The sequence below is a fragment of the Acinetobacter sp. ANC_7654 genome (assembly GCF_056779855.1).
The window spans coordinates 129,043-151,308 of record NZ_JBWYIR010000009.1; the positions used below are offsets into that span (position 1 = coordinate 129,043).

The window sequence follows — 22,266 nt, forward strand, 5'->3', positions numbered from 1 at the left end:
TTTAACCCATTAACGTGATAAACGGAATTCAGCTTTTCCGTTTACGGTATATGGTGACAATGAAATATTTTCATTATTTAAACTTAATGAAACTGCTTGAGCATCATCTAATCGAATTTGGAATGGAGACTGTCCATTCAAACTAATCGCAGTTGATTGGCGTCCAGTTGCTAAAACTTTACCCGTACTGTCCACAATGTGTACTGATGTAGGGCGGCTAAAACTGAGATTCATCGTATCGCCTGATACTGCTTCAGTCGTGCCTGTACCATTGTTTAAGGTCAGAATTTGGACATTGTTGGATTGATTCGTATCAGTGTTTGACGAATCACCTTTAGCCGCCCATTTTTGGATTGCGGAGATTAATAGCCAAGCCACGCCCAAAATAATTAACGCAATCACGATGCGTTTAATCCACTTGCGATTACGTACGCTTTTCGAGCCAGGAAGTTTCCCCATAATTTTAATTGGAGAATTGTTCAAAGCATGATTTGGCAGTAAACCTGTATCATTTTGATAGATTTCATCAAAACGTTGAATCAAAGCAGAGGCATCAACTTTGAGATACTTCGCATACGAACGATAATATCCCTTAATGAAAGTCGCTTCTGGCAACGATTTGTATTCGTCTTGCTCTAACGCTTCAAGCGTTTTTACTGGCATTTTCAAATCACCAGCAACTTTGACCAGATCACGTTGTTGAGAAATACGGATTTGACGCAAATACTCGCCAGGGCGTTGAATATTTCCTAAAGCATTAGGTGCTACGTTTGAACCAGTAGGTTGCTGTGAATTAGGATTTACTTCCATACGGCCTCAGTATTGAACTGTAATTGCAAATAACGTTGAAATTCTTGACTATTTGGAAATAAAGTACGCAACTGATTCACCAGCACATACATTCCCGTTCTATCACCATTGGCACGTGCGATACGTAAACCAATCCAGAGTGCTCGCGCACCTTGATTTTGCTGGCCAACTTTGAGTACAAATTGCTCATATAGCTGACGCGCGGCAATATTATTCTTTTGCAGATAAAATATCTCTGCTAACTCTATCATTGAAACAGTCGAGTCACGATTGACTTGCAGTGCTTGTTTGAACGTTTTTTCAGCATTCGGTATATCCCCTAGAATGAGATAAATCCGTCCAAGGTTTTCTAACGCACGATGACGTTGGTCATATCCAAGCGTTGCGCCTGCAATTGAAAGCTGTTTAACAGCATCATTATATCGTTTCACTTGATACAAATACGTACCATAGTTGTTACGTGCTTGCGCATTTTTAGGATCAATTGATATCGCACGAGAAAAATAATGATCTGCACGTTGCATGTTGATGTCACTTCCTTCTTGCTGAAGCAACACCCCCATCATCATATTTGCAGTTGAATCGCGCGAATTAACCTCTAATGCCTGATCAAGCACACGTTTGGCAGCATCTAAATTCCCATTCCGAATATATTCAGCCGCCATTTGGGTACGAACTTTCACTGATTTCTCAGGATCCTTTTTGCTCGTATCGCCACTGGTAGTTTGGCATCCAAAGAAAAGCAATCCAGATAAAGCGACTGTCATCGTCATGACTATTTTTTTATACATCGGCTTGCTCAAATGATGCCTCCCTCTTTTTAATCATTCACATCTAAATGATACAACTAGCCTTGTGAACGCATAATTTCATTACGTTCTAGCACTTTTTTCTTCCATTGTTCTGCACGACGAGTACGGTCAGCCACTTGACCTACCAATTGACCACAAGCTGCGTCAATATCATCCCCACGTGTCTGACGAATCGTACACACAAAACCAGCATCAGACAAAGTTTTTTGGAAAGAAATGATGCGATTTCGGCTCGAACGCCCGTATGGTGCATGTGGGAATGGATTAAATGGAATCAAGTTAATTTTACTTGGTAAATTTTTCAACAACTTAATCATCTGCTGTGCATGTTCAGGATGATCGTTGACCCCGTCTAACATGACATATTCAATTGTGACATGCTTACGTGCACTTTCATTACCATCTTTAGTGATGTAACGCTGACACGCTGCAATGAGTTGCTCTAAGGGATATTTTTTATTAATTGGTACTAATTCGTTACGTAACTCATCATTGGTTGCATGCAATGAAATTGCAAGCGCAACATCGATGTCTTGAGCCAATTGATCTATCTTCGGCACAACCCCTGACGTTGACAATGTGACACGGCGTTTAGACATTCCATAGGCGAAATCATCAAGCATGATACGCATTGAATTAAGCACAGCGTCATAGTTCAATAATGGTTCGCCCATACCCATCATTACCACGTTGGTCACAGAGCGCTCACGCTCAGCAACTGGCACATCTTCCATATAGGAATAGTTCGCCATCCACAACTGACCAATAATTTCAGCCTGTGTTAAATCGCGTTGGAAACCTTGTTTTCCTGTTGAACAGAACGAACAGTCCAAAGCACAACCGACTTGTGATGAAATACATAAGGTTTTACGCGAACCCGTTTTATCCTCAGCAGGAATCAATACTGTTTCAACCAAAGAACCCGCACCATCACCTACACGAAATACCCACTTACGTGTTCCATCTTTAGAATAGTTTTTAAGCACGACTTCTGGTGCTTTAATTTCACAAATCTTTTCAAGTTTTTCACGTAATTTCCCTGAAATATTAGTCATTTCAGCAAAATCAGTAACGAAGAACTGATGAATCCATTTCATCACCTGACCCGCACGGAACTTTTTCTCCCCCATTTCCTCAAAGAATTTTTCCATTTGCGGACGTGACAGGCCAAGTAAATTCACTTTCTGTACAGTATCAGCCTGCTGTACTTGAACAGTAGTGGGCTGTTGTTCATCTAAATTGACGGATGAAGCGACAACTTCAGAATTCATGAGTATTACCTAAACCATAATGTGGGATAAAAGAACATGCTCAATTTTCAAGCAATAAAATCTTTCAGAAATAAAAAAACCAGATAAGCAGTATAGCACTTATCTGGTTTGAATACTGCGAATTAACGAGTACGTGGAGCGATCTCAGTTTGAGCGAAGAAGTAGTTAACTTCACGATCAGCAGATGCTACAGAGTCAGAACCGTGAGCAGCGTTTTCGTCGATGCTTACAGCGAAGTCAGCGCGGATTGTACCTGGAGCAGCTTCTTTAGGGTTAGTAGCGCCAAGGATGTCACGGTGAGCAAGAACTGCGTTTTCACCTTCAAGAACTGATACAACAACTGGACCAGAAGTCATGAACGCAACGAGGTCAGCAAAGAAACCACGTTCTTTGTGCTCAGCATAGAAGCCTTCAGCTTCAGCTTGAGTTAAATGTTTCATTTTAGTCGCAACGATTTTAAGACCAGCTTTTTCGAAACGAGCAAAAATGTCACCGATGTGGTTTTTAGCAACTGCATCTGGTTTAACGATAGATAAAGTACGTTCAATAGCCATGATTGGCTCCTTTAGTCAAATTGACATGAAAATTTTGGCGCATTATACCGAATAATGCGCGATTATCTGCTTTTCGCGTGTAAAAAAATGGTTTTTTTCGATCGATGAATTATCGAGCTTCGTCAATCCAAGCCATTTGAATTGCTTCTAACAATCCTTCTGTTGATTTGTTTGGATCATCTTCGAACTCTGGAAGCGCACAAACCCATGCATGAAGATCAGTAAAACGGATCCATTGTGGATCTACATCTGGATGGGCTTCATACAGTTCAATTGCGATATCAAGGGTGTCTGTCCAACGTAAACCCATACTTATTCCTAAATCATCTTTGGTAAATTCATGGCTTAATTTTAGCAAAAAGCAAATCAAGACGTACAATTATATTGCTTTTGTACGCCTTACCATGCAATCAACTTACCCTCACAATATGATATTCAATGCTGGAGCAGCCAAGATAATACCACTCGCAACCGTCGCCCCAATTAAGGCACCAACTAAAACATCAGTTGGGTAATGCAATCCCAATACCATGCGCGACAACGCAACCAAAATGGTAAATGGCATCATCATAATCAGCAAGACAGGCTCTACATAACCCAATACGATTGTTGCCATTACTGCATGCAATGTATGACCAGATGGAAAACTAAAATGATCTAGTGGTCTTTCGCCGATATGAATAACTTGGTGAACTTGGTATGGTCGTGGACGTACTGTTTTTGTTTTTAAAATTTTATAAATCAGCGTACCTAACGAAGCAGCAACAACAATATATAAAATTTGAATAGTGTATTGCGGTCCTTGCAGCAGCCACACCAACGCCACCATCATGTACCAAAAAACTCCATCTCCGAGCCGACTAATAATTTTAAATATGAGTGCAATACTTTGTGTATGCGATAGATTATTGAAATAGAGACATCCTCTTAGATCAAGATCGAGTATTTTTATTTTGGTATTTTTAAAATTCATTTCACTCTACTCCTATCCTTCAAGCCATGAGCGTTTTCTGCTGCACGACACGATAAAATGCATGTTCGAGTTGTTGAACTGGATGTTGCCATCCGACTTGTTGTACTTTTTTCATTGCTTGCATCCCCATTGCATGCAAGCGTTTGTTTTGGGGCAGATTAACAATATATTGAATCAAGGTTGCAGGCTCACCCAAAGGTGCTAACCATGCTGTTTCCGCATCTAAATACTGCTTAGCACAAGCATAATCATAAGCAACGACAGGCAATGCACTCGCCATCGCTTCAAGCACGACATTGCCAAATGTCTCTACTTGACTGGCAAAAACAAATACATCTGCGCTTGCAAAAGATTCAGCAAGATTTGTACCACTTAAGCTTCCAGTAAAGATGATATCGGTATGTTTGCTTTGACGAACCAAACGCGAATAATCGGGCCCATCCCCCACGATGACCAACTTAAATCTGCGCGTTGTTTGTGTTTTAAGTTTTAAATAGGCATCAATTAACACCTGAATTTCTTTTTCAGGTGAAACACGACCAACATAAAGTAGCACAGTTGTATTTTCACAAGCATCCCATTGTCGTCTGAGTTGCACACTTCGAAAAGTAGGTGAAAACTTTTCAACATCCACCCCAGTTTTAATCACTTCAACTTGACATGTAACACCAAAGTTACGTATCGCATCAGCCGAGTCCTGACTTGGCACACAGGTCAATTGCGTATTGTTATGAAACCATTTGAGATAGTGCTGAATCGGCTTGACCATAAAAGCAAGATCATAAAACCGACTAAAGTCATGAAAAGCAGAATGAAAACCACTACTCACAGGAATCTTTTTGTTTTTTGAGAGCTGAAGTACCGCTAAACCTAATGGTCCTTCCGTCACGATATGCACCAAATCTGGTTGAAATTCATCAAATGCTTTAGCCACTTTGCCATACTGTGGCCAGCCAAATTGCATATGGGCATACTTCGGAATGGTTTGACCATTCACCAAACACTCACGGTTCGGTGAAAATTCCGAACATATTTGTTTTTGTGAAGGTCGTACCAATAGAATTTTGTGACCAAGTTTCTGTAGACCTTTGCAAATCTGTAGTAAAGACAATGAAACACCATTCAGTTCTGGCGGCCATGTCTCCGTAACGACAGCTATTTTTAATCTAGATCGCCCCAATTGCTCAAGCACCGATACATCCCGATCGGAGTTTTGATTTTTAATTTTTAGCCTCTGGTGATCATATTGCGTTGTCGATCTAGGCAATACAGTGTCCATGATTCCCATCATCACACCTCTTTTGTATTTTTTTCATACTTTTACTTTAGAGATGGATCATTTCATTATGATGATGATTTCATTAAATACTTGTCATAATTAGAATAGATGACTGATTCACCGACCACCCTCAAAACACCCGACAAGAAACTACGAATTCAGAATAATTTAGTGAAATAAAGTACGATGCGCAGCAAAAAATAATGCTTGCTCAAAATCAATAACAGGTTTCAACCATCCTATTGCAGCAACTGCAAGATGCGCCTTCTCACCCATTATTTTTAAATCGGGTTGATTCAATGTTGCTGTCATTGCTCGTTCGAACATTTCTACATCACCGAGAGCGATCAACCATCCCGTTTCATTGTGCACAACATGCAGTTTGGCACATGCATAATCATAAGCCACCACAGGCAAGCCACTTGCCAATGCTTCAAGCGCGACATTTCCAAAGGTTTCAACTTGACTTGGAAAAATAAACACATCTGCACTGGCATATGCACATGCCAAATCATCACCAGTCAAACTTCCCATAAAAATAATATCAGGGTGATGATTCGCAAGGGCTTCAAGCCTTACTCGATCTGGCCCATCTCCGACAATGACCAATTTAGTATAATGATCAACCTCACCTTTCTTTTTCAAAAAAGTCCGAATAATCTGGTCTACTTCTTTTTCAGGTGACAACCGACCAACGGAAATCAGCACTCGTGTATGCTCATTTGCATTCCATTGCTCTCTGAGCAACTCCGATCTTTTATTCGGATTAAATAATTGGGTATCAACACCTCTCCCCACCACCCTTAACTCACCGCTTACTCCCATTTGTTTTAAAGCATGCTGTGTATCTAAACTTGGCACACAAGTCACGTCTGTCTTATTGTGAAACCATGTTAAATATTTTGAGATAGGTTTAACGAGAAAAGGAAACTCAAAGTATCGACTAAACTCTTGAAAGGCAGAGTGAAAACCACTTGAAACAGGAATATTCTGAGATTTAGCTACCATTAGACTCGCAAATCCCAATGGTCCCTCTGTCACAATATGCACAACATCTGGCTGAAATACCTCAACCGCTTTTGAGATTTTAGAAAACTGTGGCCAACCAAACTGTAAGGTGGGATATTTCGGAATTGCCTGAGCATGCACCCAACACTCTGCATCAGGTTTAAACCGTTTACATTTCACTTTGGGTTGAGGACGTATCAACAAAATTTGATGACCTCGCTTCTGCAAACCCAGACATAAATTCATCAGCGAGTTTGCAACACCATTAATCTCTGGTGACCATGTCTCAGTCACAATGGCAATTTTTAATTGAGGATGTCGTTTAGGCTGATCAGCATCAGGGAGAAGAATAAAATCCTCAAATGACGTATTTTTTTTGATATCCAATAATTCAAAGAGTTTTTTTTGTTTTATTACTTGCATGTTTAGGAGTGCCATCATCACACCTTTTATTAATGTTATTCCTAAAATTTAAAAGAACATAATTTCAATATGATGATGGTTTCATGACAACCTTGTCATAAGGCTCATTCAAATTTTCACATTTTTAAGGCTCTTGCTCTTGACCAGAGTTCACTGGTGGTTCTTCAATCCGTTTTTCCAAGTTTTCTCCTTGAAGTGCTACAGAGGATTCTGATGATGTCCGATCTTCTAATTGTTTAGTTTCTTGTTCAGCGTTAACTGCAACTGGTTTCAAACTGCCTTCAACAATTGTATAAACCTGTCCATTAGAAAAATCGATGTGCTGTTTATCACCATGTAACAGTGGAAATCCAACGATTTGCTCGTACTGCTCTGCACGGTTAAATTTTTGTTGAACAGAATCATAAATCCAGTAAATAAAACGACGATCTTGAAGCGTTTTATCCTCTGACAGATCAGAGAGCACTACATCATAGTAACCATCAAAATTCACATCCATATAACCAATACTATTGGGAAACGCTTGAAAGCCTTCAAGTATTTGCATGCTTTTTTGATTGGCTTTGTCAAACACCTCGATACGTGTCATAAATCGTTTGAAAGGATAGTTAGCTTTAGATATGCCATAGAAATTAAAACTCACATCAGGCATATTTTTTACTTTAAAAGCAGGCTCGAATTTCTTTATTCGAATCACACCCGCATGATTGACCAATGTAGATTTAAATACATTCGTTTTATAGTTAAGCTGTCCTTTCAACTCTTGAATTGCATTTGAATCATCACTCGGTTGTTCTGCTTTAAAAAGAACTTGATCGCCTTTTTGCTCCCCTTTTAATTGGATAGTGACGTTGTCTTTGAAGGAAGTAAGCGTTGCATTTGGATGAAGCACATCCATATAAAGACTCAAAAAATATTCGTTGTCTGTTGACCTCAATAATCGCTGCATTGATATGCGAACATTATCTAAGACAAGCTCAGCATCACTATTTGGCGTTTTTTGCTCAATATCAGTTGTTTGTTGCGCCCATCCACAGATTGGCAAGATCGCCAATAAGTAACATACAAACGTTAATTTCATTCCCAACCTCAATCCTTGAGTTATTAAGTGTTCTTGTTAGATACTGATTATTGTGTTTAGCTAAGCCTCTGTCGACTGCAACTTAATCTACCTGTCATTGAGTTACTTTTTAATGACTATTTTTATCATGCCTGTCGTCTTTTTTTTCAATGCATTACAAAAAGGCAAGTCTCAGAATTCAAAGTTCCTAAAATATTGGTGACTTATTATCAATATCTTGAGATTATTAAAATTAATTTAGCAATATAAGTAAGAAACGAAAAAAGTGTATATAAGAATTATGAAGAAGGGATGCATAAAAACTCAAACTTTTATGTCACACCTTCAGGCTAGAGTAGTTAATTTAAATTGAAATTTACTTTTGAACCTATAGAACCTTTCCTACAATTTAGCGGTATTATAGTTATACAAATTGATAATAGATGAACCATCATTTTTCTCAATATCTACTTGCACAGCATTTGCAATATAATTCATCTTAATTTGTTTTATACCTTCCGGATCGTTAACATCAATCGATTTTAGAAATATCTCTAATATAAAATCCTGTTTAATAGCAGCATTAGCAAGTTCAAAAAAATACTGCCCTCCTTTAAAATAATAATCATCTTGCTTTATTCCTGAATTAACTAGAAGGTTAATCCGATCCGATTCAAACCTGCAAGATTGAAATCTTATATAATTTTCTCCATTATTAATCTGTCTTTGCTTACTTTTCTCAAATATAAATTCAATTAATTTTAAATACGCAGTCTTATATGAAAGTTTATCTATATCTTTTATCTCTGAGGAAAATAATGCCTTCCTTAACATAGTTTCTCTCAAAAGCTTAATGTAGCTACTTTTACCAAAGTAGTCGATTGACTCTTTAACCAACTCAATTTCATTTACATAAAACTTTATAGTTAACAGTAGCTTAAAATTATAAGAAGACTTTTTTAAATCAAAAAAACTCATATGCTCAAAGAACTCAGCATCTTTCAGATATTTTTTGTATTCGGAGAAATCTTTATAACAATTGATAAACAACAACTGAAGTATTTTAATATCCTGCTGACTTCGCATAAGGTTCGTATAGAATTTTTTATCAATTTCTTTTTCTTCTTTCCAAGCATTACTATTTGGATCATACCGACTTGGGAAACTATCTATTTTTTGATTTATCATTTTTAGTATCTGATACAGCAACATAAAATAACGACTAATCAATCTATCTCTTAATATAGTCGCCCTAGCACCCTCTAAACTGTTTGCATTTTTTAGAATAGTTAGAATTTCTCGCTCTCTCTCAATAAGCAATTGATCTTGTAGCTTATTCAACTGTGAAAATAACTCATAAAAGCTACTATCAAATTGCTGCCTCAATTGTGTACTTAACTGTCCATCCATCACTTTTCTAGTCTCAGTAAGTTCTTCTCGGCTCATTTTCAAAGTCCAAAGAACACCCATAAAACTTAAGAAAGCAAATACAGGATTAAGCAGACCTCCAAAGTAATCACCAAGTGCACCTAATGCTGAGCGTTTTGTCTCATCTTGCCCCAAATCAGAAAAGTCGAAAGGATTTGGAATATTTTGAAAAAACCAAAAAATTACTAATGCTGTAAAACTAATAGCCAATAGAGCTAAAAGAAAATCTAAATATTTAGATTGCCCTTTTTTTATAATTTTTAAATAATCATTCAAAAAATAAAGTGCAATTATAAAAACCCCGAATGCTAAAAGGTAAAAATATCTCATAAAAAAACCCCGCTTTCGCAGGGTTTTTTATAGCATAAAATCAGCTAGATAAGAAAATTAGTTTTTCTCTTTATCAACGATTTTGTTTGCTTGAATCCAAGGCATCATCGCACGCAATTTAGCACCAGTTACTTCGATACCGTGAGCCGCGTTTTGACGACGACGAGCAGTCATAGATGGGTAGTTCAACGCACCTTCTTGGATGAACATCTTCGCATATTCACCAGATTGAATACGTTTAAGCGCATTACGCATCGCTTCACGAGACTGTTCGTTGATTACTTCAACGCCAGTTACATATTCACCGTACTCAGCATTGTTAGATACAGAGTAGTTCATGTCCGCGATACCGCCTTCGAACATTAAGTCAACGATCAATTTAAGTTCGTGTAGACATTCGAAGTAAGCCATTTCTGGCGCATAACCAGCTTCAACAAGAGTTTCGAAGCCCATTTTAACCAATTCAACAGCACCACCACAAAGAACTGCTTGCTCACCGAAAAGGTCAGTTTCAGTTTCTTCACGGAATGAAGTTTCGATAATACCTGTACGACCGCCACCAACACCTGAAGCGTAAGAAAGCGCAAGGTTACGTGCATTACCAGAAGCATCTTGGTGAATCGCGATAAGATCAGGAACACCTGAACCACGTTGATATTCAGAACGTACAGTGTGACCAGGTGCTTTTGGAGCAACCATGATTACGTCTAAGTCAGCACGTGGAACAACTTGGTTATAAAGAACAGAGAAACCATGAGCAAATGCAAGAGTAGCACCTTGCTTGATGTTTGGCTCAATTACGTCACGGTAAAGTTGAGCTTGGAATTCATCTGGAGTCAAGATCATTACTACGTCAGCTTGAGCTACAGCAGCAGGAACTTCAGCAACTTTAAGACCAGAATTTTCAGCTTTTTTCCAAGAAGCAGAACCAGCACGTAAACCAACAGTTACGTCAACGCCTGAATCTTTAAGGTTAAGCGCGTGAGCGTGACCTTGTGAACCGTAACCAATGATTGCTACTTTCTTAGATTGGATGATAGATAAGTCGCAGTCTTTATCATAAAAAATTTGCATTGCTGTCTCCGCTAAAATGCTTTGGCTTCCGTTTGATTAGCGAATGTTAATGTGGTTCGCCAACCCCCTCCTCTCGGAGGAGGGAAGAATTTGTTAATAAAAAATTAGATTGTTAAAACTTTTTCGCCACGTGCGATACCAGACACACCTGAACGTACAACTTCAAGAATGGTATTTTCTGCCAACGCATCAATAAAACCATCAATTTTCTCAGTTGTACCCGCGATTTGAATCGTGTAAGTCGTTGGTGTCACATCCACGATTTGTCCGCGGAAGATATCTGCTGTGCGTTTAATTTCAGCACGCGCAGAACCCAAAGCTTTTACTTTAATTAACATCAATTCACGTTCAATGTGTGAACCTTCAGAAAGGTCAACCACCTTAACCACTTCAACAAGTTTGTTGAGTTGTTTTGTGATTTGCTCAATCTTGTGATCATCACCATAAGTCGTCAATGTCAAACGAGACATTGTTGGGTCTTCTGTCGGCGCAACGTTCAAAGTTTCAATGTTATAGCCACGTTGTGAAAACAAACCCACTAAACGTGAAAGCGCGCCAGATTCGTTCTCAATGAGAACAGAGATGATATGTCTCATGCTGTGCGCTCCCCTTTAGATAACCACATATCTGTCATAGATTGACCCGCGATTAACATCGGATAAACATGCTCAGTACGGTCAACCATCACGTTGATGAATACACATTTATCATTAATCGCCATTGCTTCTGCAAGCTTCGATTCAAGCTCATCGGCATGATCAATTTGAATACCTACATGTCCGTAAGCTTCCATCAACTTCGCAAAGTCAGGCAATGACTCAACATATGAACTTGAGTGACGACCTTCATAATTCATATCTTGCCATTGTTTCACCATACCTAAAGCGCGGTTGTTTAAGCACAAGATTTTAACATTTAGGCCATATTGCTTACATGTTGAAAGCTCTTGGATACACATCTGAATGGATGCTTCACCTGTAATACAAACAACTTGTTGGTCAGGGAATGCAAGCTTAGCCGCCATCGCATATGGAAGACCAACACCCATCGTGCCTAAGCCACCTGAGTTAATCCATTGACGTGGACGTGTGTATTTGTAATACAACGCACCAAACATCTGATGTTGACCAACGTCAGAAGTGATGATTGCTTGGCTGTTCGTTACTTTATCTAAAGCTTGAACAACTTGTTGAGGTTTCATCGTACCGTCAGTTGGTTTTTCATATTTCAAACCATGAACCTGACGCCACTCATTGATTTGTTTCCACCAATCCGCAATCGCTTCAGGATTTGGCTTAGAAATATTCAGCTGTTTTAATTGCGCTAACATTTCTTGAAGAACTGGCTCTACCGCACCCACGATTGGGATATGCGCCATGATTGTTTTTGAAATCGTCGCAGGATCGATATCAATGTGAATCACTTTCGCATTTGGACAGAATTTTGCAGGATTATTGGTTACACGGTCATCGAAACGCGCACCAACACATAGAATCACATCAGCGTGACCCATGGTCATGTTCGCTTCATATGTCCCATGCATACCCAACATACCAATAAATTGAGGATCATTACCAGGGAATGCACCTAGCCCCATCAATGTATTGGTTACTGGATAACCCAATAGATGCGCTAATTCAGTCAATAAATGTGATGCATTGCCTTGAACAACACCACCGCCCGTATAAATAATAGGACGTTTAGCATTGATCAATTCATCAATAGCTTTGCGGATCTGTCCAGTATGACCACGATGTGGCGGCTGGTAAGAGCGCATTTTTACTTTTTCAGGATATTCGTATGCAAATTTTTCAGCAGGGTTTGTTGCATCTTTTGGAATATCAACAACCACAGGACCTGGACGACCTGATGACGCGATATAGAAAGCTTTTTTAATAACCGCTGGAATTTCACTCGCATGACGCACTTGGAAACTGTGTTTCACGATTGGACGAGAAATACCAACCATATCCGTTTCTTGGAATGCATCTTCACCAATCAAATGGCTTGCAACCTGACCAGACAAAATCACCATTGGGATTGAGTCCATGTAAGCTGTCGCAATTGGTGTCACAGTGTTAGTCGCACCTGGACCCGAAGTCACCAGTACAACACCTGTCTTACCTGTTACGCGCGAGTATGCATCTGCCATATGACCAGCAGCTTGCTCATGACGCACGAGGTAATGATTAATTTTGTCTTGTTTGAATAGCGCGTCGTAAATGTGTAAAACTGCGCCGCCTGGATATCCAAAAACATGTTCAACGCCTTCGTCCGCCAATGCGCGAACAAGCATTTCACCACCAGATAAAAGTTCCAACGTATTCACCCTAATCTTATTTCCACGACGGTTATGGGAGACATAAGTCGTGTTTCATTCATTCGTTTGTATGCACTGTTATAGCACACATATTTCATCGTTTTTGCTGCAATAATAAAATTTTTCGATCACAACCGTTTGAGTTGCGACTGCATATTCAACATGTTGGGATAAACATATTTCTGCTATTTCATTGTCTCGGCTTAGAGACAACGTTATTGCAAGCTATGATATTTATTCGAAGGGTGATCGAACAAAACATATAAAACTAGAGCAGCATTTTTAGTTTTTTCACGACCAAAGTCAAGGTTTGCCGAAACCTTTTTATTGTTTATTTACCAACCGATTATTTTTCAAACGATAACTTTTGGTTGGATGATTTATAAAAAAAATTTCAAACACTTATTTTTAATATTTATATAAAACAATTTATACGCAAAATGATTTTTTTGATTAAAATAAAACCAATTAATCTTCATCAGTATCCAGCAAAATGCTGCGATATAAACGTGTAAAAGAACTCACTCCCCTCATATTTCTTTATAGGTGAAGTCATGAATTCACTAGCATCATCTTTAAAACTTTCTTGTTTAGCATCAACGGTTGTTTTCGTTTCTATTTATTCATCTATGGTGCAGGCAAAAGAATATTACAAATGGGTCGATCAAAATGGTTCAACCCACTACACCACTACCCCGCCACCAAAATCAGCAAAAAAGAAAGGTAAAGTTGAAACATATGGTTGGAAAGCACCAACAACCTCAGTCAATACCAATACAAACCCGAGCGAAGCTCCTCAAACCTCACAGACTCAAACGATACCAACGCAACAGCACACAAACGGTGCTTCAAATACTGAGTCACAAAACACAAATGCTGCTCCATTAAGCGAAACTCAAGTTTCAAATGAGTGAAATTGTCTTTTTGATCTTAATTTAAGTTTTGCATCCATTTTCAGTCTGTAAAATTCACTTTTAGGTGCGTTTTGCGCTATGCTGTGCGCTAAATTTTTTAACCGTTCTCTTGTATTACGTATATGACTACTCACATTGACTCTGAATACCAAGCCAGTGCGATTGAGCCCCAAGTTCAACAGAACTGGGAATCTCGCAAAGCCTTTAAAGTTGCCGACACTGTAGAAGGTCCACGTCGATATATCCTCTCGATGTTCCCTTACCCAAGTGGCAAACTGCATATGGGTCATGTACGTAACTACACGATTGGTGACGTGATCAGCCGCTTCCACCGTTTAAAAGGTGAAACTGTATTACAACCAATGGGTTGGGATGCGTTTGGTTTACCTGCTGAAAATGCTGCGATTGCACACCAAGTTGCACCGGCAAAATGGACCTTTGAAAATATCGATTACATGCGTAATCAGCTTAAAAAATTAGGTCTTGCGGTTGATTGGGATCGTGAATTTGCAACGTGTACACCAGAATATTATCGTTGGGAACAATGGTTATTCGTTCAGCTTTATAAAAAAGGCTTAATTTATCGTAAGCTTTCAACAGTGAACTGGGACCCTGTAGACCAAACTGTACTTGCAAATGAACAAGTAGAAAATGGTCGTGGTTGGCGTTCAGGTGCCTTGGTTGAAAAACGTGATATTCCAATGTACTACTTCCGCATCACTGACTATGCGCAAGAATTACTTGACGATTTAGACACACTCAAAGACGGTTGGCCACAACAAGTCCTTACGATGCAACGTAACTGGATTGGTCGCTCACAAGGGATGGAAATCACCTTCCCTTCAGCGAACCCAGACGTTTATGCAGATGGTTTAACAGTCTTTACCACACGTGCCGATACATTAATGGGTGTGACTTATGTTGCAGTTGCAGCAGAACATCCAATGGCATTAAAAGCTGCGGAAAATAACCCTGAACTTGCTGCATTTATCGAAGAATGCCGTATGGGTTCAGTGGCAGAAGCTGACCTTGCAACTGCTGAGAAAAAAGGCATGGCAACAGGTCTTTCTGTGAAGCACCCTGTAACAGGCGAAGAAGTTCCTGTTTGGATCGCAAACTATGTATTGATGTCATACGGTTCAGGTGCGGTGATGGCGGTTCCATCACACGATGAACGTGACTTCGAATTTGCCAATAAGTATGGCTTAATTATTAAGCAAGTCATTGATGCCAAAGGCGTTGATGATAATGATTTTGATGCGAAAGAATGGCAAGAATGGTACGGTTCAAAAGAAGGTAAATTGGTCAATTCAGGCGAATTTGACGGTTTAGACTTCCAAGGTGCATTTGATGCTTTCCTTGCAAAATTAGAACCACAAGGTCTTGCGAATGTAAAAGTTCAATTCCGTTTACGTGACTGGGGTGTATCTCGTCAGCGTTATTGGGGTTGTCCGATTCCAATGATTAACTGCCCAACCTGTGGTCAAGTGCCAGTTCCTGAAGATCAACTTCCTGTTGTACTTCCAACTGACGTTGTACCTGATGGTTCAGGTAACCCTCTCAACAAGATGCCTGAGTTCTATGAAACGAAATGTCCAAGCTGTAACGGTGATGCACGTCGTGAAACAGATACGCTGGATACATTTGTAGAATCATCTTGGTACTATGCACGTTATGCATCTCCAGACTTTACTGGCGGCATGGTAAAACCTGAAGCAGGTCAAACGTGGTTGCCTGTAAACCAATACATCGGTGGCGTTGAACACGCGATTCTGCATTTGTTATATGCACGCTTCTTCCACAAATTGATGCGTGATGAAGGCGTGGTACAAGGTAACGAACCATTCACCAACTTGTTAACGCAAGGTATGGTACTTGCTGATACCTATTACCGCGAATCTGAATCAGGTAAAAAAACGTGGTTCAACCCTGCTGACATCGAACTTGAGCGTGATGAAAAAGGTCGTATCACATCTGCAAAATACAAAGGTGATGGTCAAGACGTTATCGTTGGCGGTCAAGAAAAAATGTCGAAATCGAAAAATAACGGTATCGACCCACAAGCGATTATTGACCAATACGGCGCAGATACTGCACGTGTATTTATGATGTTCGCTGCACCACCTGATCAATCACTTGAATGGTCAGATGCAGGTGTGGAAGGTGCAAACCGCTTCTTAAAACGTGTATGGCGCTTGGCAACTGGTTTCCTTGAACAAGGTAATACTGCATCAGCGATTGATAAAGCTGCGCTTTCAACTGCGGCTCAAGACTTACGTCGTAAGACTCACGAAACCATCCAAAAAGTGGGTGATGACATCGAACGTCGTCATGCATTTAACACTGCGATTGCAGCGATGATGGAACTTCTGAATGCGAACAATAAGTTTGAAGCGAAAGATGACAACGATGTTGCTGTTGCACGTGAATCTATTACAACGCTTTTAACTTTGCTTGCACCATTTGCACCGCATTTAAGTGAAACGTTATTGGCGCAGTTTGGTATCGAGTTAAATGCAACATTATTCCCTCAAGTGGATGAATCTGCATTAACACGTAATACACAAACCATCGTGGTTCAAGTGAACGGTAAGCTTCGTGGCAAACTTGAAGTGCCTGTCGATGCATCGAAAGATGACATTCTGGCGCAAGCAAAAGCATTGCCTGAAGTACAACAATTCTTAACAGGTCCAACCAAGAAAGAAATCGTTGTTCCGAATAAATTAGTGAATTTGGTGGTTTAAGAACCTTAAAGCCTCACTGAGTAAGATATAAAGCACAGCTTTAGATCAAAGCGCAAGAAAGGGAGGTTTGGAGGGATTTAATCTCCCTTGCGAAGCATTGCTTCTCACCTCTTTTAAAAGGAGGGGAATATAAGGATTTCACAATTCCCAAACAAAGCCCGTTGCCAGTCAACGGGCTTTGCACATACAATCAGAATATTCAAAATTTATCCTGCGTCTCAGGAAATACACAGAGGATCTACAATGCATTTGAGCAAACGTTTAGCTATTGCTGTTCTAACTTTAGGCTTAAGCGCAACTATGGTCGGCTGTGGATTTCATCTAAAAGGGACCAATCCAACTTCAACGCCACTGGCTTATACAAAGCTTGAATTGGCACTCCCTGCCAATACTTCAGATTTAGAGCGTAAACTCAGTGTTTATCTCACTGCTGCAGGTGTGCAACTGAGTAATTCCAACGATGCATATGTATTACGTATCATCGACTATAAGCCAATTCGCCATGAGCTCAACGGCAAACTCATTGAAGTTCTACTCAGACTTTCTGTGACTTTCCAAATCGAAGATCGTCAAGGTAACTTGGTGACAAAACCTCGAACTTTAACTGCGACACGTACATATCAATATAATGTTGCAACCGTGAACACAGATGATCAACAAAATAAATATCTCAGTGAAATCTTAATTGACGATGTTGCTCAACAGATCTCTCGTCAAATTGCTGCAAACCGTCTGCCAAAAGCAGAAGCAAATGTACTGTTACCTGTGCAACAAACTTTTGAACCTACTGCCTCTGAAAATCCGTAACTCAGAATGAAGTTAGATTATCTACAAGCATTAAAACGTGTAAACGAAGCACGTGGTGCATGGGTATTACATGGTCAAGAACCTTTACTTGAGCAAAATCTTTTAGATGCTTTCCGTCAAAGTTGGATCATCAATCACGTGGAAAGAGAACGCTATGACATCCAAAGCGTTGCTGATTGGAAAAATGTATTTAATGCACTCAACAGCCTTTCTCTTTTTTCACAAAATCTCGCAGTAGAGGTCCATGGCAACATTAAGCCAGATGCCAATGCGTTAAAGTTACTCAAGCATTATATCCAGCATAATGAACACAACTTGTTGTTGATCATTATGCCTAAGCAAGATAGCAGTAGCTTAAAGTCGGCGTTTTTTCAAACGATTGAAGCCAATGGCGTCTTGGTTCCTCTTACAGCAACTTATGCGCAAGATCGTCAGCGTATACTCAGCATAGAAGCTGATAAAATTGGGATTCAACTGAGCCAAGATGCATGGCAATGGCTCGAAGTCCACCACGAACATAATTTATTGGCTGCTAAAAACAGCTTAATGCGTCTGGCAGACACGTTCCCCGATGTACAGCATCTTGAAATGCAACATTTGCTCGAATGCTTACAAGATCAATCACGCTATACCACTTTTGACTTAAGCGATGCATTAATTTCAGGCAACCTAAGTCAAGCGATCAAAATATACCAATATTTAGTCGAAGCTGGCGAACCACACAGTTTAGTATTATGGACGGTAAGCAAAGAAATGCGCTTACTGATGCAACTTTTTGAGCAACCACAAAATGCATTACAACTCGGCATCTGGAAAACCAAAGTCAGTCTTTATCAACAAGCCTTGAGACGTCTTAATCCCAAGCAATTTCTCACATGGCCACAATTGCTATTAAGAATCGATGCTGCCATCAAAGGCAAAAATAATGAAAATCCAGAACACCTCATGCAACAAGCCATTGCTGAATTATGTGGAAAAACCTTGTTTGCTTAGTTAACGAGCAAGGTCTATTTATAACTATAAAAATGATTATTGATTTTATTTAAGAAAAATACACTTTTTATCCTTATTTCATCATTATAATTCGCTTAATTTCCGTCATTTTTCAATATCGCCATGCAAAAAATAAAACCAACGAAATTGATTATCATCGCGATCATTACGATTGCAGCTATCGCTTTAGCTTGGTATTTCTTTAAACCTAAAGATGAGCAACCTCAGTTTATTACCGCTGAAGTGACACGTGGTGATATTGAAAACTCTGTCCTTGCAACAGGTGTATTAGAAGCGACCAAAATGGTTAGCGTTGGTGCACAGGTTTCAGGTCAGGTGAAAAAAATGTATGTGCAATTGGGCGACCAAGTCAAACAAGGTCAACTGATTGCTCAAATCGACTCCGTTCGTCAGGAAAATGATCTAAAAACAGCTGAAGCCAGCATTAAAAATCAGTTGGCTCAATTGGCAGTCAAACAAGCAAATCTGACTAAAGTTGAGGCGGAATATAATCGCCAAAAAGCCATGTATGCCCAAGATGCAACTTCTCGTGCCGAATATGAGTCCGCATTAGCAAGTTATAAAACTGCTCAAGCCGATATCGTCGCGATGAATGCTCAAATCGAGCAATCTCGATTGTCACTGGCGACGACCAAAGAAGATTTAGGCTATACCCGTATCGTTGCTCCGATGGATGGCACAATTGTGGCAATTGTGACTGAAGAAGGTCAAACAGTGAACGCGAATCAAAGCGCGCCAACCATCGTGAAATTAGCAAAACTTGACACCATGACGGTTAAGGCTGAAATTTCTGAAGCAGATGTTATGCGTGTTGAGGAAGGTCAAACTGTTTATTTCACTACTTTAGGTAATAGCGAGAAAAAGCATTACGCAACACTGCGTCAAGTTGAACCTGCACCTAACTCAATCAATACAGAAACCAACAACTCAAATTCATCTTCATCAAGCACAGCTGTGTATTACAACGCTCTATTCGATGTTCCTAATGAAGATGGAAAATTGCGTATTGATATGACTGCTCAAGTTTATATCGTGTTAGATGAAGTAAAGAATGCACTGACTATTCCATCTTCTGCTGTTCAAAGCTCTAATCGTCCTGCTCGCCAGCGTGGTGCAAATGCGGGTTCCAATGCTCAAGAACGTAATGAACAAGCTCGTGGTGAAGGGCGTGCCGAACGTTCATCAGCTGATCGTCCTAAGCGTTTAGAATTAACCGCTGAGGAAAAGAAATTAGTCGATCAAGGTAAAGCTTCCATGGCTATGGTACGCGTACTTCAAGCAGATGGCACAGCCAAACCGACCCCTGTTCTTATCGGTCTAAATAACCGTGCAACAGCACAAGTTTTACGCGGTTTAAAATTAGGCGATAAAGTTGTAATTGCGGATGGCTCTGATTCATCAAATGACTCAGCTAAACGTGGCGCACGTGGTGGCGCTGGTCCAATGAGAATGTAATTATGAGTCAGACGAGAACACCTCTACTCGAGGTCAAAAACCTGACCCGTGAATTCCCTGCTGGTGAATCTACTGTGCAAATTCTAAAAGGGGTAAATCTTGAGATTTATCCTGGAGAATTGGTTGCCATTGTAGGTCAATCAGGCTCAGGAAAATCAACACTGATGAACATCTTAGGATGTTTAGATAAACCGACCAATGGTAGCTACAAGGTTAAGGGCCGCGAAACACGTGAGCTAGAACCTGATGAACTTGCTCAATTACGCCGTGAATATTTCGGATTCATCTTCCAGCGCTACCATTTACTTGGTGACTTAAATGCAGCTGGTAATGTCGAAGTCCCTGCGATCTATGCCGGCGCTGAGGCTTCTGAACGCCATGATCGTGCAGTTCAGCTTTTGTCCGATTTAGGTCTAGGTGAAAAAACCCAAAACCGCCCGAGCCAACTTTCGGGCGGTCAGCAACAGCGTGTCTCAATTGCTCGCGCGTTGATGAATGGCGGTGATGTTATTCTCGCCGATGAGCCTACTGGGGCATTAGATAAAAACAGCGGTATTGAAGTGATGCGTATTTTACGCGAACTGAATGCCAAAGGTCATACCATCATTCTCGTTACTCATGATCACAATGTTGCCAAAAATGCGACTCGTATTATTGAGATTTCAGACGGTAATATTATTTCAGATGAACCCAATGTTCCTGAGATTGATGATGGCTTTGAACGTGAAGAATTGATTCGTGCTGAGCAAAAGAAAACATCGTCTTGGCGGTCAGCTTTAGACCGTTTAGGTGAAGCTTTCCGCATGGCGCTTCTGGCCATGAATGCTCATCGAATGCGTACTTTTTTGACCATGCTCGGAATCATTATCGGGATCGCATCTGTCGTTTCGGTTGTCGCACTTGGTAATGGATCACAAAAACAAATTTTAGAAAATATTAGTAGTTTGGGCACCAATACCATTACGGTCTACCAAGGACGTGGTTTTGGTGATAACTCCCGATCTTCTCAGGCTAAGACCTTAATCCCTGCTGATGCTGATGCGTTAGCGGAACAGCCTTACGTAGATGGTGTAAGTCCTTCAGTCAATAGTTCTGTCACGGGAAGATATAAAGATGTAGAGGCATCCACGACAGTCAATGGCGTGAGTGAAGACTTTTTCTATGTGCGTGGTTTAACATTTAAATCAGGTCAACCATTTGACAAACATAGTGTTACTGAACAAGCCCAAGATGTTGTGATTGATACCAATACCCAAAAGACATTCTTTAGCGATGGTACGGATCCTATTGGTCAAGTAATTCTATTGGGCAGTGTACCTAGTCGTATTATTGGTATTGTAGATGCTCAACAAGGTGCAATGGGTAATTCAGATAGTCTCAATGTCTATCTCCCTTACTCAACCGTCATGAGTCGAATGCTTGGACAATCGAATGTGAGAAGCATCATCGTTCGTGTAAAAGATGAATATTCAAGCACAGCTGCTGAAAATGCAATCTTGAATTTACTCGTTCAACGTCATGGTGCTCAAGATGTCTTCACACAAAATGCGGACAGTATTCGTGAAACCATCCAGCAAACTACCGCTACAATGACTTTACTTATTTCTGCGATTGCTGTGATTTCTTTGGTCGTTGGTGGTATCGGTGTCATGAACATTATGTTGGTGTCTGTCACTGAACGAACGCAAGAAATTGGTGTACGAATGGCCGTGGGTGCTCGACAAAGCGATATTTTGCAACAATTCCTGATTGAAGCCGTATTGGTCTGTATTTTAGGCGGTATCCTTGGGGTGTTGTTGTCACTGGGAATTGGTCAACTGATTACACACTTTGCTGGTGGCACGTTCCAAATGGCGTATTCAACCACATCAATAATAGCTGCATTCGTTTGTTCAAGTTTAATCGGGATCGTATTCGGTTTTATCCCAGCACGAAATGCTGCTCGTTTAAATCCTGTCGATGCACTGTCAAGAGAATAATAAGGTATAAC

At 40.1% G+C, this 22,266-nt stretch carries 19 protein-coding genes; 6 read left to right on the top strand and 13 right to left on the bottom strand.

What is annotated here, in order from left to right; translation table 11 throughout:
• Nucleotides 1-9 precede the first annotated feature (9 nt).
• The 13 genes from AC1M86_RS10950 to AC1M86_RS11010 form a co-directional block, all read right to left on the bottom strand.
• Nucleotides 10-810, bottom strand: coding sequence for a helix-turn-helix domain-containing protein (locus AC1M86_RS10950; protein ID WP_035265612.1), 801 nt, complete (start codon nt 808-810; stop codon nt 10-12).
• Nucleotides 801-1,601, bottom strand: a complete 801-nt coding sequence (gene pilW / locus AC1M86_RS10955) for a type IV pilus biogenesis/stability protein PilW (protein ID WP_179998933.1) — start codon at nt 1,599-1,601, stop codon at nt 801-803. The genes AC1M86_RS10950 and pilW overlap by 10 nt, the downstream gene beginning before the upstream one ends.
• Nucleotides 1,602-1,657: 56 nt before the next feature.
• The gene (gene rlmN, locus AC1M86_RS10960) at nt 1,658-2,893 is read right to left on the bottom strand and encodes a dual-specificity RNA methyltransferase RlmN (protein WP_481607943.1); all 1,236 of its coding nucleotides are present in this window, start codon (nt 2,891-2,893) and stop codon (nt 1,658-1,660) included.
• A 122-nt stretch (nt 2,894-3,015) separates the two neighbouring features.
• Nucleotides 3,016-3,447 carry a nucleoside-diphosphate kinase gene (ndk, locus tag AC1M86_RS10965; RefSeq protein ID WP_035265623.1) on the bottom strand — a complete coding sequence of 144 codons (432 nt, stop codon included), beginning with the start codon at nt 3,445-3,447 and terminating at the stop codon, nt 3,016-3,018.
• 109 nt (nt 3,448-3,556) lie between these two features.
• Nucleotides 3,557-3,757, bottom strand: a complete 201-nt coding sequence (iscX, locus tag AC1M86_RS10970; protein ID WP_035265625.1) for a Fe-S cluster assembly protein IscX — start codon at nt 3,755-3,757, stop codon at nt 3,557-3,559.
• Between the two features lie 111 nt (nt 3,758-3,868).
• Nucleotides 3,869-4,420 (bottom strand): phosphatase PAP2 family protein, encoded by a 552-nt coding sequence (locus AC1M86_RS10975; RefSeq protein WP_481607944.1) that lies wholly within the window; start codon nt 4,418-4,420, stop codon nt 3,869-3,871.
• 19 nt (nt 4,421-4,439) lie between these two features.
• On the bottom strand, nt 4,440-5,711 hold the full coding sequence (locus AC1M86_RS10980) for a glycosyltransferase family 4 protein (RefSeq protein WP_481587149.1): 1,272 nt from the start codon (nt 5,709-5,711) through the stop codon (nt 4,440-4,442).
• Nucleotides 5,712-5,867: 156 nt separating this feature from the next.
• Entirely contained in the window at nt 5,868-7,145 is a 1,278-nt protein-coding gene (locus AC1M86_RS10985) for a glycosyltransferase family 4 protein (protein ID WP_481607945.1), read from the bottom strand.
• Between the two features lie 109 nt (nt 7,146-7,254).
• Nucleotides 7,255-8,211, bottom strand: coding sequence for an XAC2610-related protein (locus AC1M86_RS10990; RefSeq protein ID WP_481607946.1), 957 nt, complete (start codon nt 8,209-8,211; stop codon nt 7,255-7,257).
• A gap of 381 nt (nt 8,212-8,592) precedes the next feature.
• A complete protein-coding gene (locus tag AC1M86_RS10995; protein ID WP_481607947.1) occupies nt 8,593-9,948 on the bottom strand; it encodes a putative phage abortive infection protein in 1,356 nt (451 codons plus the stop codon).
• Nucleotides 9,949-10,005: 57 nt separating this feature from the next.
• Nucleotides 10,006-11,022, bottom strand: a complete 1,017-nt coding sequence (gene ilvC, locus AC1M86_RS11000) for a ketol-acid reductoisomerase (RefSeq protein ID WP_035265630.1) — start codon at nt 11,020-11,022, stop codon at nt 10,006-10,008.
• Between the two features lie 104 nt (nt 11,023-11,126).
• Nucleotides 11,127-11,618, bottom strand: a complete 492-nt coding sequence (gene ilvN, locus AC1M86_RS11005) for an acetolactate synthase small subunit (protein WP_035265631.1) — start codon at nt 11,616-11,618, stop codon at nt 11,127-11,129.
• Nucleotides 11,615-13,342, bottom strand: a complete 1,728-nt coding sequence (locus AC1M86_RS11010) for an acetolactate synthase 3 large subunit (protein WP_035265632.1) — start codon at nt 13,340-13,342, stop codon at nt 11,615-11,617. The genes ilvN and AC1M86_RS11010 overlap by 4 nt, the downstream gene beginning before the upstream one ends.
• A 554-nt stretch (nt 13,343-13,896) precedes the next feature.
• Here AC1M86_RS11010 and AC1M86_RS11015 point away from each other — a divergent pair.
• The 6 genes from AC1M86_RS11015 to AC1M86_RS11040 all read left to right on the top strand — a co-directional run bounded on the left by AC1M86_RS11015 (nt 13,897) and on the right by AC1M86_RS11040 (nt 22,255).
• Nucleotides 13,897-14,256, top strand: coding sequence for a DUF4124 domain-containing protein (locus tag AC1M86_RS11015; protein WP_481597929.1), 360 nt, complete (start codon nt 13,897-13,899; stop codon nt 14,254-14,256).
• A 122-nt stretch (nt 14,257-14,378) separates the two neighbouring features.
• Nucleotides 14,379-17,000 (top strand): leucine--tRNA ligase, encoded by a 2,622-nt coding sequence (gene leuS / locus AC1M86_RS11020; RefSeq protein WP_481607948.1) that lies wholly within the window; start codon nt 14,379-14,381, stop codon nt 16,998-17,000.
• Between the two features lie 243 nt (nt 17,001-17,243).
• Entirely contained in the window at nt 17,244-17,807 is a 564-nt protein-coding gene (locus tag AC1M86_RS11025) for an LPS-assembly lipoprotein LptE (RefSeq protein ID WP_035270158.1), read from the top strand.
• 6 nt (nt 17,808-17,813) lie between these two features.
• Nucleotides 17,814-18,800 carry a DNA polymerase III subunit delta gene (holA, locus tag AC1M86_RS11030; RefSeq protein WP_035270157.1) on the top strand — a complete coding sequence of 329 codons (987 nt, stop codon included), beginning with the start codon at nt 17,814-17,816 and terminating at the stop codon, nt 18,798-18,800.
• Between the two features lie 123 nt (nt 18,801-18,923).
• Nucleotides 18,924-20,276, top strand: coding sequence for a MacA family efflux pump subunit (locus AC1M86_RS11035; RefSeq protein ID WP_035270155.1), 1,353 nt, complete (start codon nt 18,924-18,926; stop codon nt 20,274-20,276).
• Nucleotides 20,277-20,278: 2 nt separating this feature from the next.
• On the top strand, nt 20,279-22,255 hold the full coding sequence (locus AC1M86_RS11040) for a MacB family efflux pump subunit (protein ID WP_035270153.1): 1,977 nt from the start codon (nt 20,279-20,281) through the stop codon (nt 22,253-22,255).
• Nucleotides 22,256-22,266: the final 11 nt, after the last annotated feature.

Excerpts from the sequence above, each read along its gene's own strand:
- AC1M86_RS10950 (WP_035265612.1), bottom strand. The coding sequence starts at position 810 with ATGGAAGTAAATCCTAATTCACAGCAACCTACTGGTTCAAACGTAGCA.
- pilW (WP_179998933.1), bottom strand. The coding sequence starts at position 1,601 with ATGTATAAAAAAATAGTCATGACGATGACAGTCGCTTTATCTGGATTG.
- rlmN (WP_481607943.1), bottom strand. The coding sequence starts at position 2,893 with ATGAATTCTGAAGTTGTCGCTTCATCCGTCAATTTAGATGAACAACAG.
- ndk (WP_035265623.1), bottom strand. The coding sequence starts at position 3,447 with ATGGCTATTGAACGTACTTTATCTATCGTTAAACCAGATGCAGTTGCT.
- iscX (WP_035265625.1), bottom strand. The coding sequence starts at position 3,757 with ATGGGTTTACGTTGGACAGACACCCTTGATATCGCAATTGAACTGTAT.
- AC1M86_RS10975 (WP_481607944.1), bottom strand. The coding sequence starts at position 4,420 with ATGAATTTTAAAAATACCAAAATAAAAATACTCGATCTTGATCTAAGA.
- AC1M86_RS10980 (WP_481587149.1), bottom strand. The coding sequence starts at position 5,711 with ATGATGGGAATCATGGACACTGTATTGCCTAGATCGACAACGCAATAT.
- AC1M86_RS10985 (WP_481607945.1), bottom strand. The coding sequence starts at position 7,145 with ATGGCACTCCTAAACATGCAAGTAATAAAACAAAAAAAACTCTTTGAA.
- AC1M86_RS10990 (WP_481607946.1), bottom strand. The coding sequence starts at position 8,211 with ATGAAATTAACGTTTGTATGTTACTTATTGGCGATCTTGCCAATCTGT.
- AC1M86_RS10995 (WP_481607947.1), bottom strand. The coding sequence starts at position 9,948 with ATGAGATATTTTTACCTTTTAGCATTCGGGGTTTTTATAATTGCACTT.
- ilvC (WP_035265630.1), bottom strand. The coding sequence starts at position 11,022 with ATGCAAATTTTTTATGATAAAGACTGCGACTTATCTATCATCCAATCT.
- ilvN (WP_035265631.1), bottom strand. The coding sequence starts at position 11,618 with ATGAGACATATCATCTCTGTTCTCATTGAGAACGAATCTGGCGCGCTT.
- AC1M86_RS11015 (WP_481597929.1), top strand. The coding sequence starts at position 13,897 with ATGAATTCACTAGCATCATCTTTAAAACTTTCTTGTTTAGCATCAACG.
- leuS (WP_481607948.1), top strand. The coding sequence starts at position 14,379 with ATGACTACTCACATTGACTCTGAATACCAAGCCAGTGCGATTGAGCCC.
- AC1M86_RS11025 (WP_035270158.1), top strand. The coding sequence starts at position 17,244 with ATGCATTTGAGCAAACGTTTAGCTATTGCTGTTCTAACTTTAGGCTTA.
- holA (WP_035270157.1), top strand. The coding sequence starts at position 17,814 with ATGAAGTTAGATTATCTACAAGCATTAAAACGTGTAAACGAAGCACGT.
- AC1M86_RS11035 (WP_035270155.1), top strand. The coding sequence starts at position 18,924 with ATGCAAAAAATAAAACCAACGAAATTGATTATCATCGCGATCATTACG.
- AC1M86_RS11040 (WP_035270153.1), top strand. The coding sequence starts at position 20,279 with ATGAGTCAGACGAGAACACCTCTACTCGAGGTCAAAAACCTGACCCGT.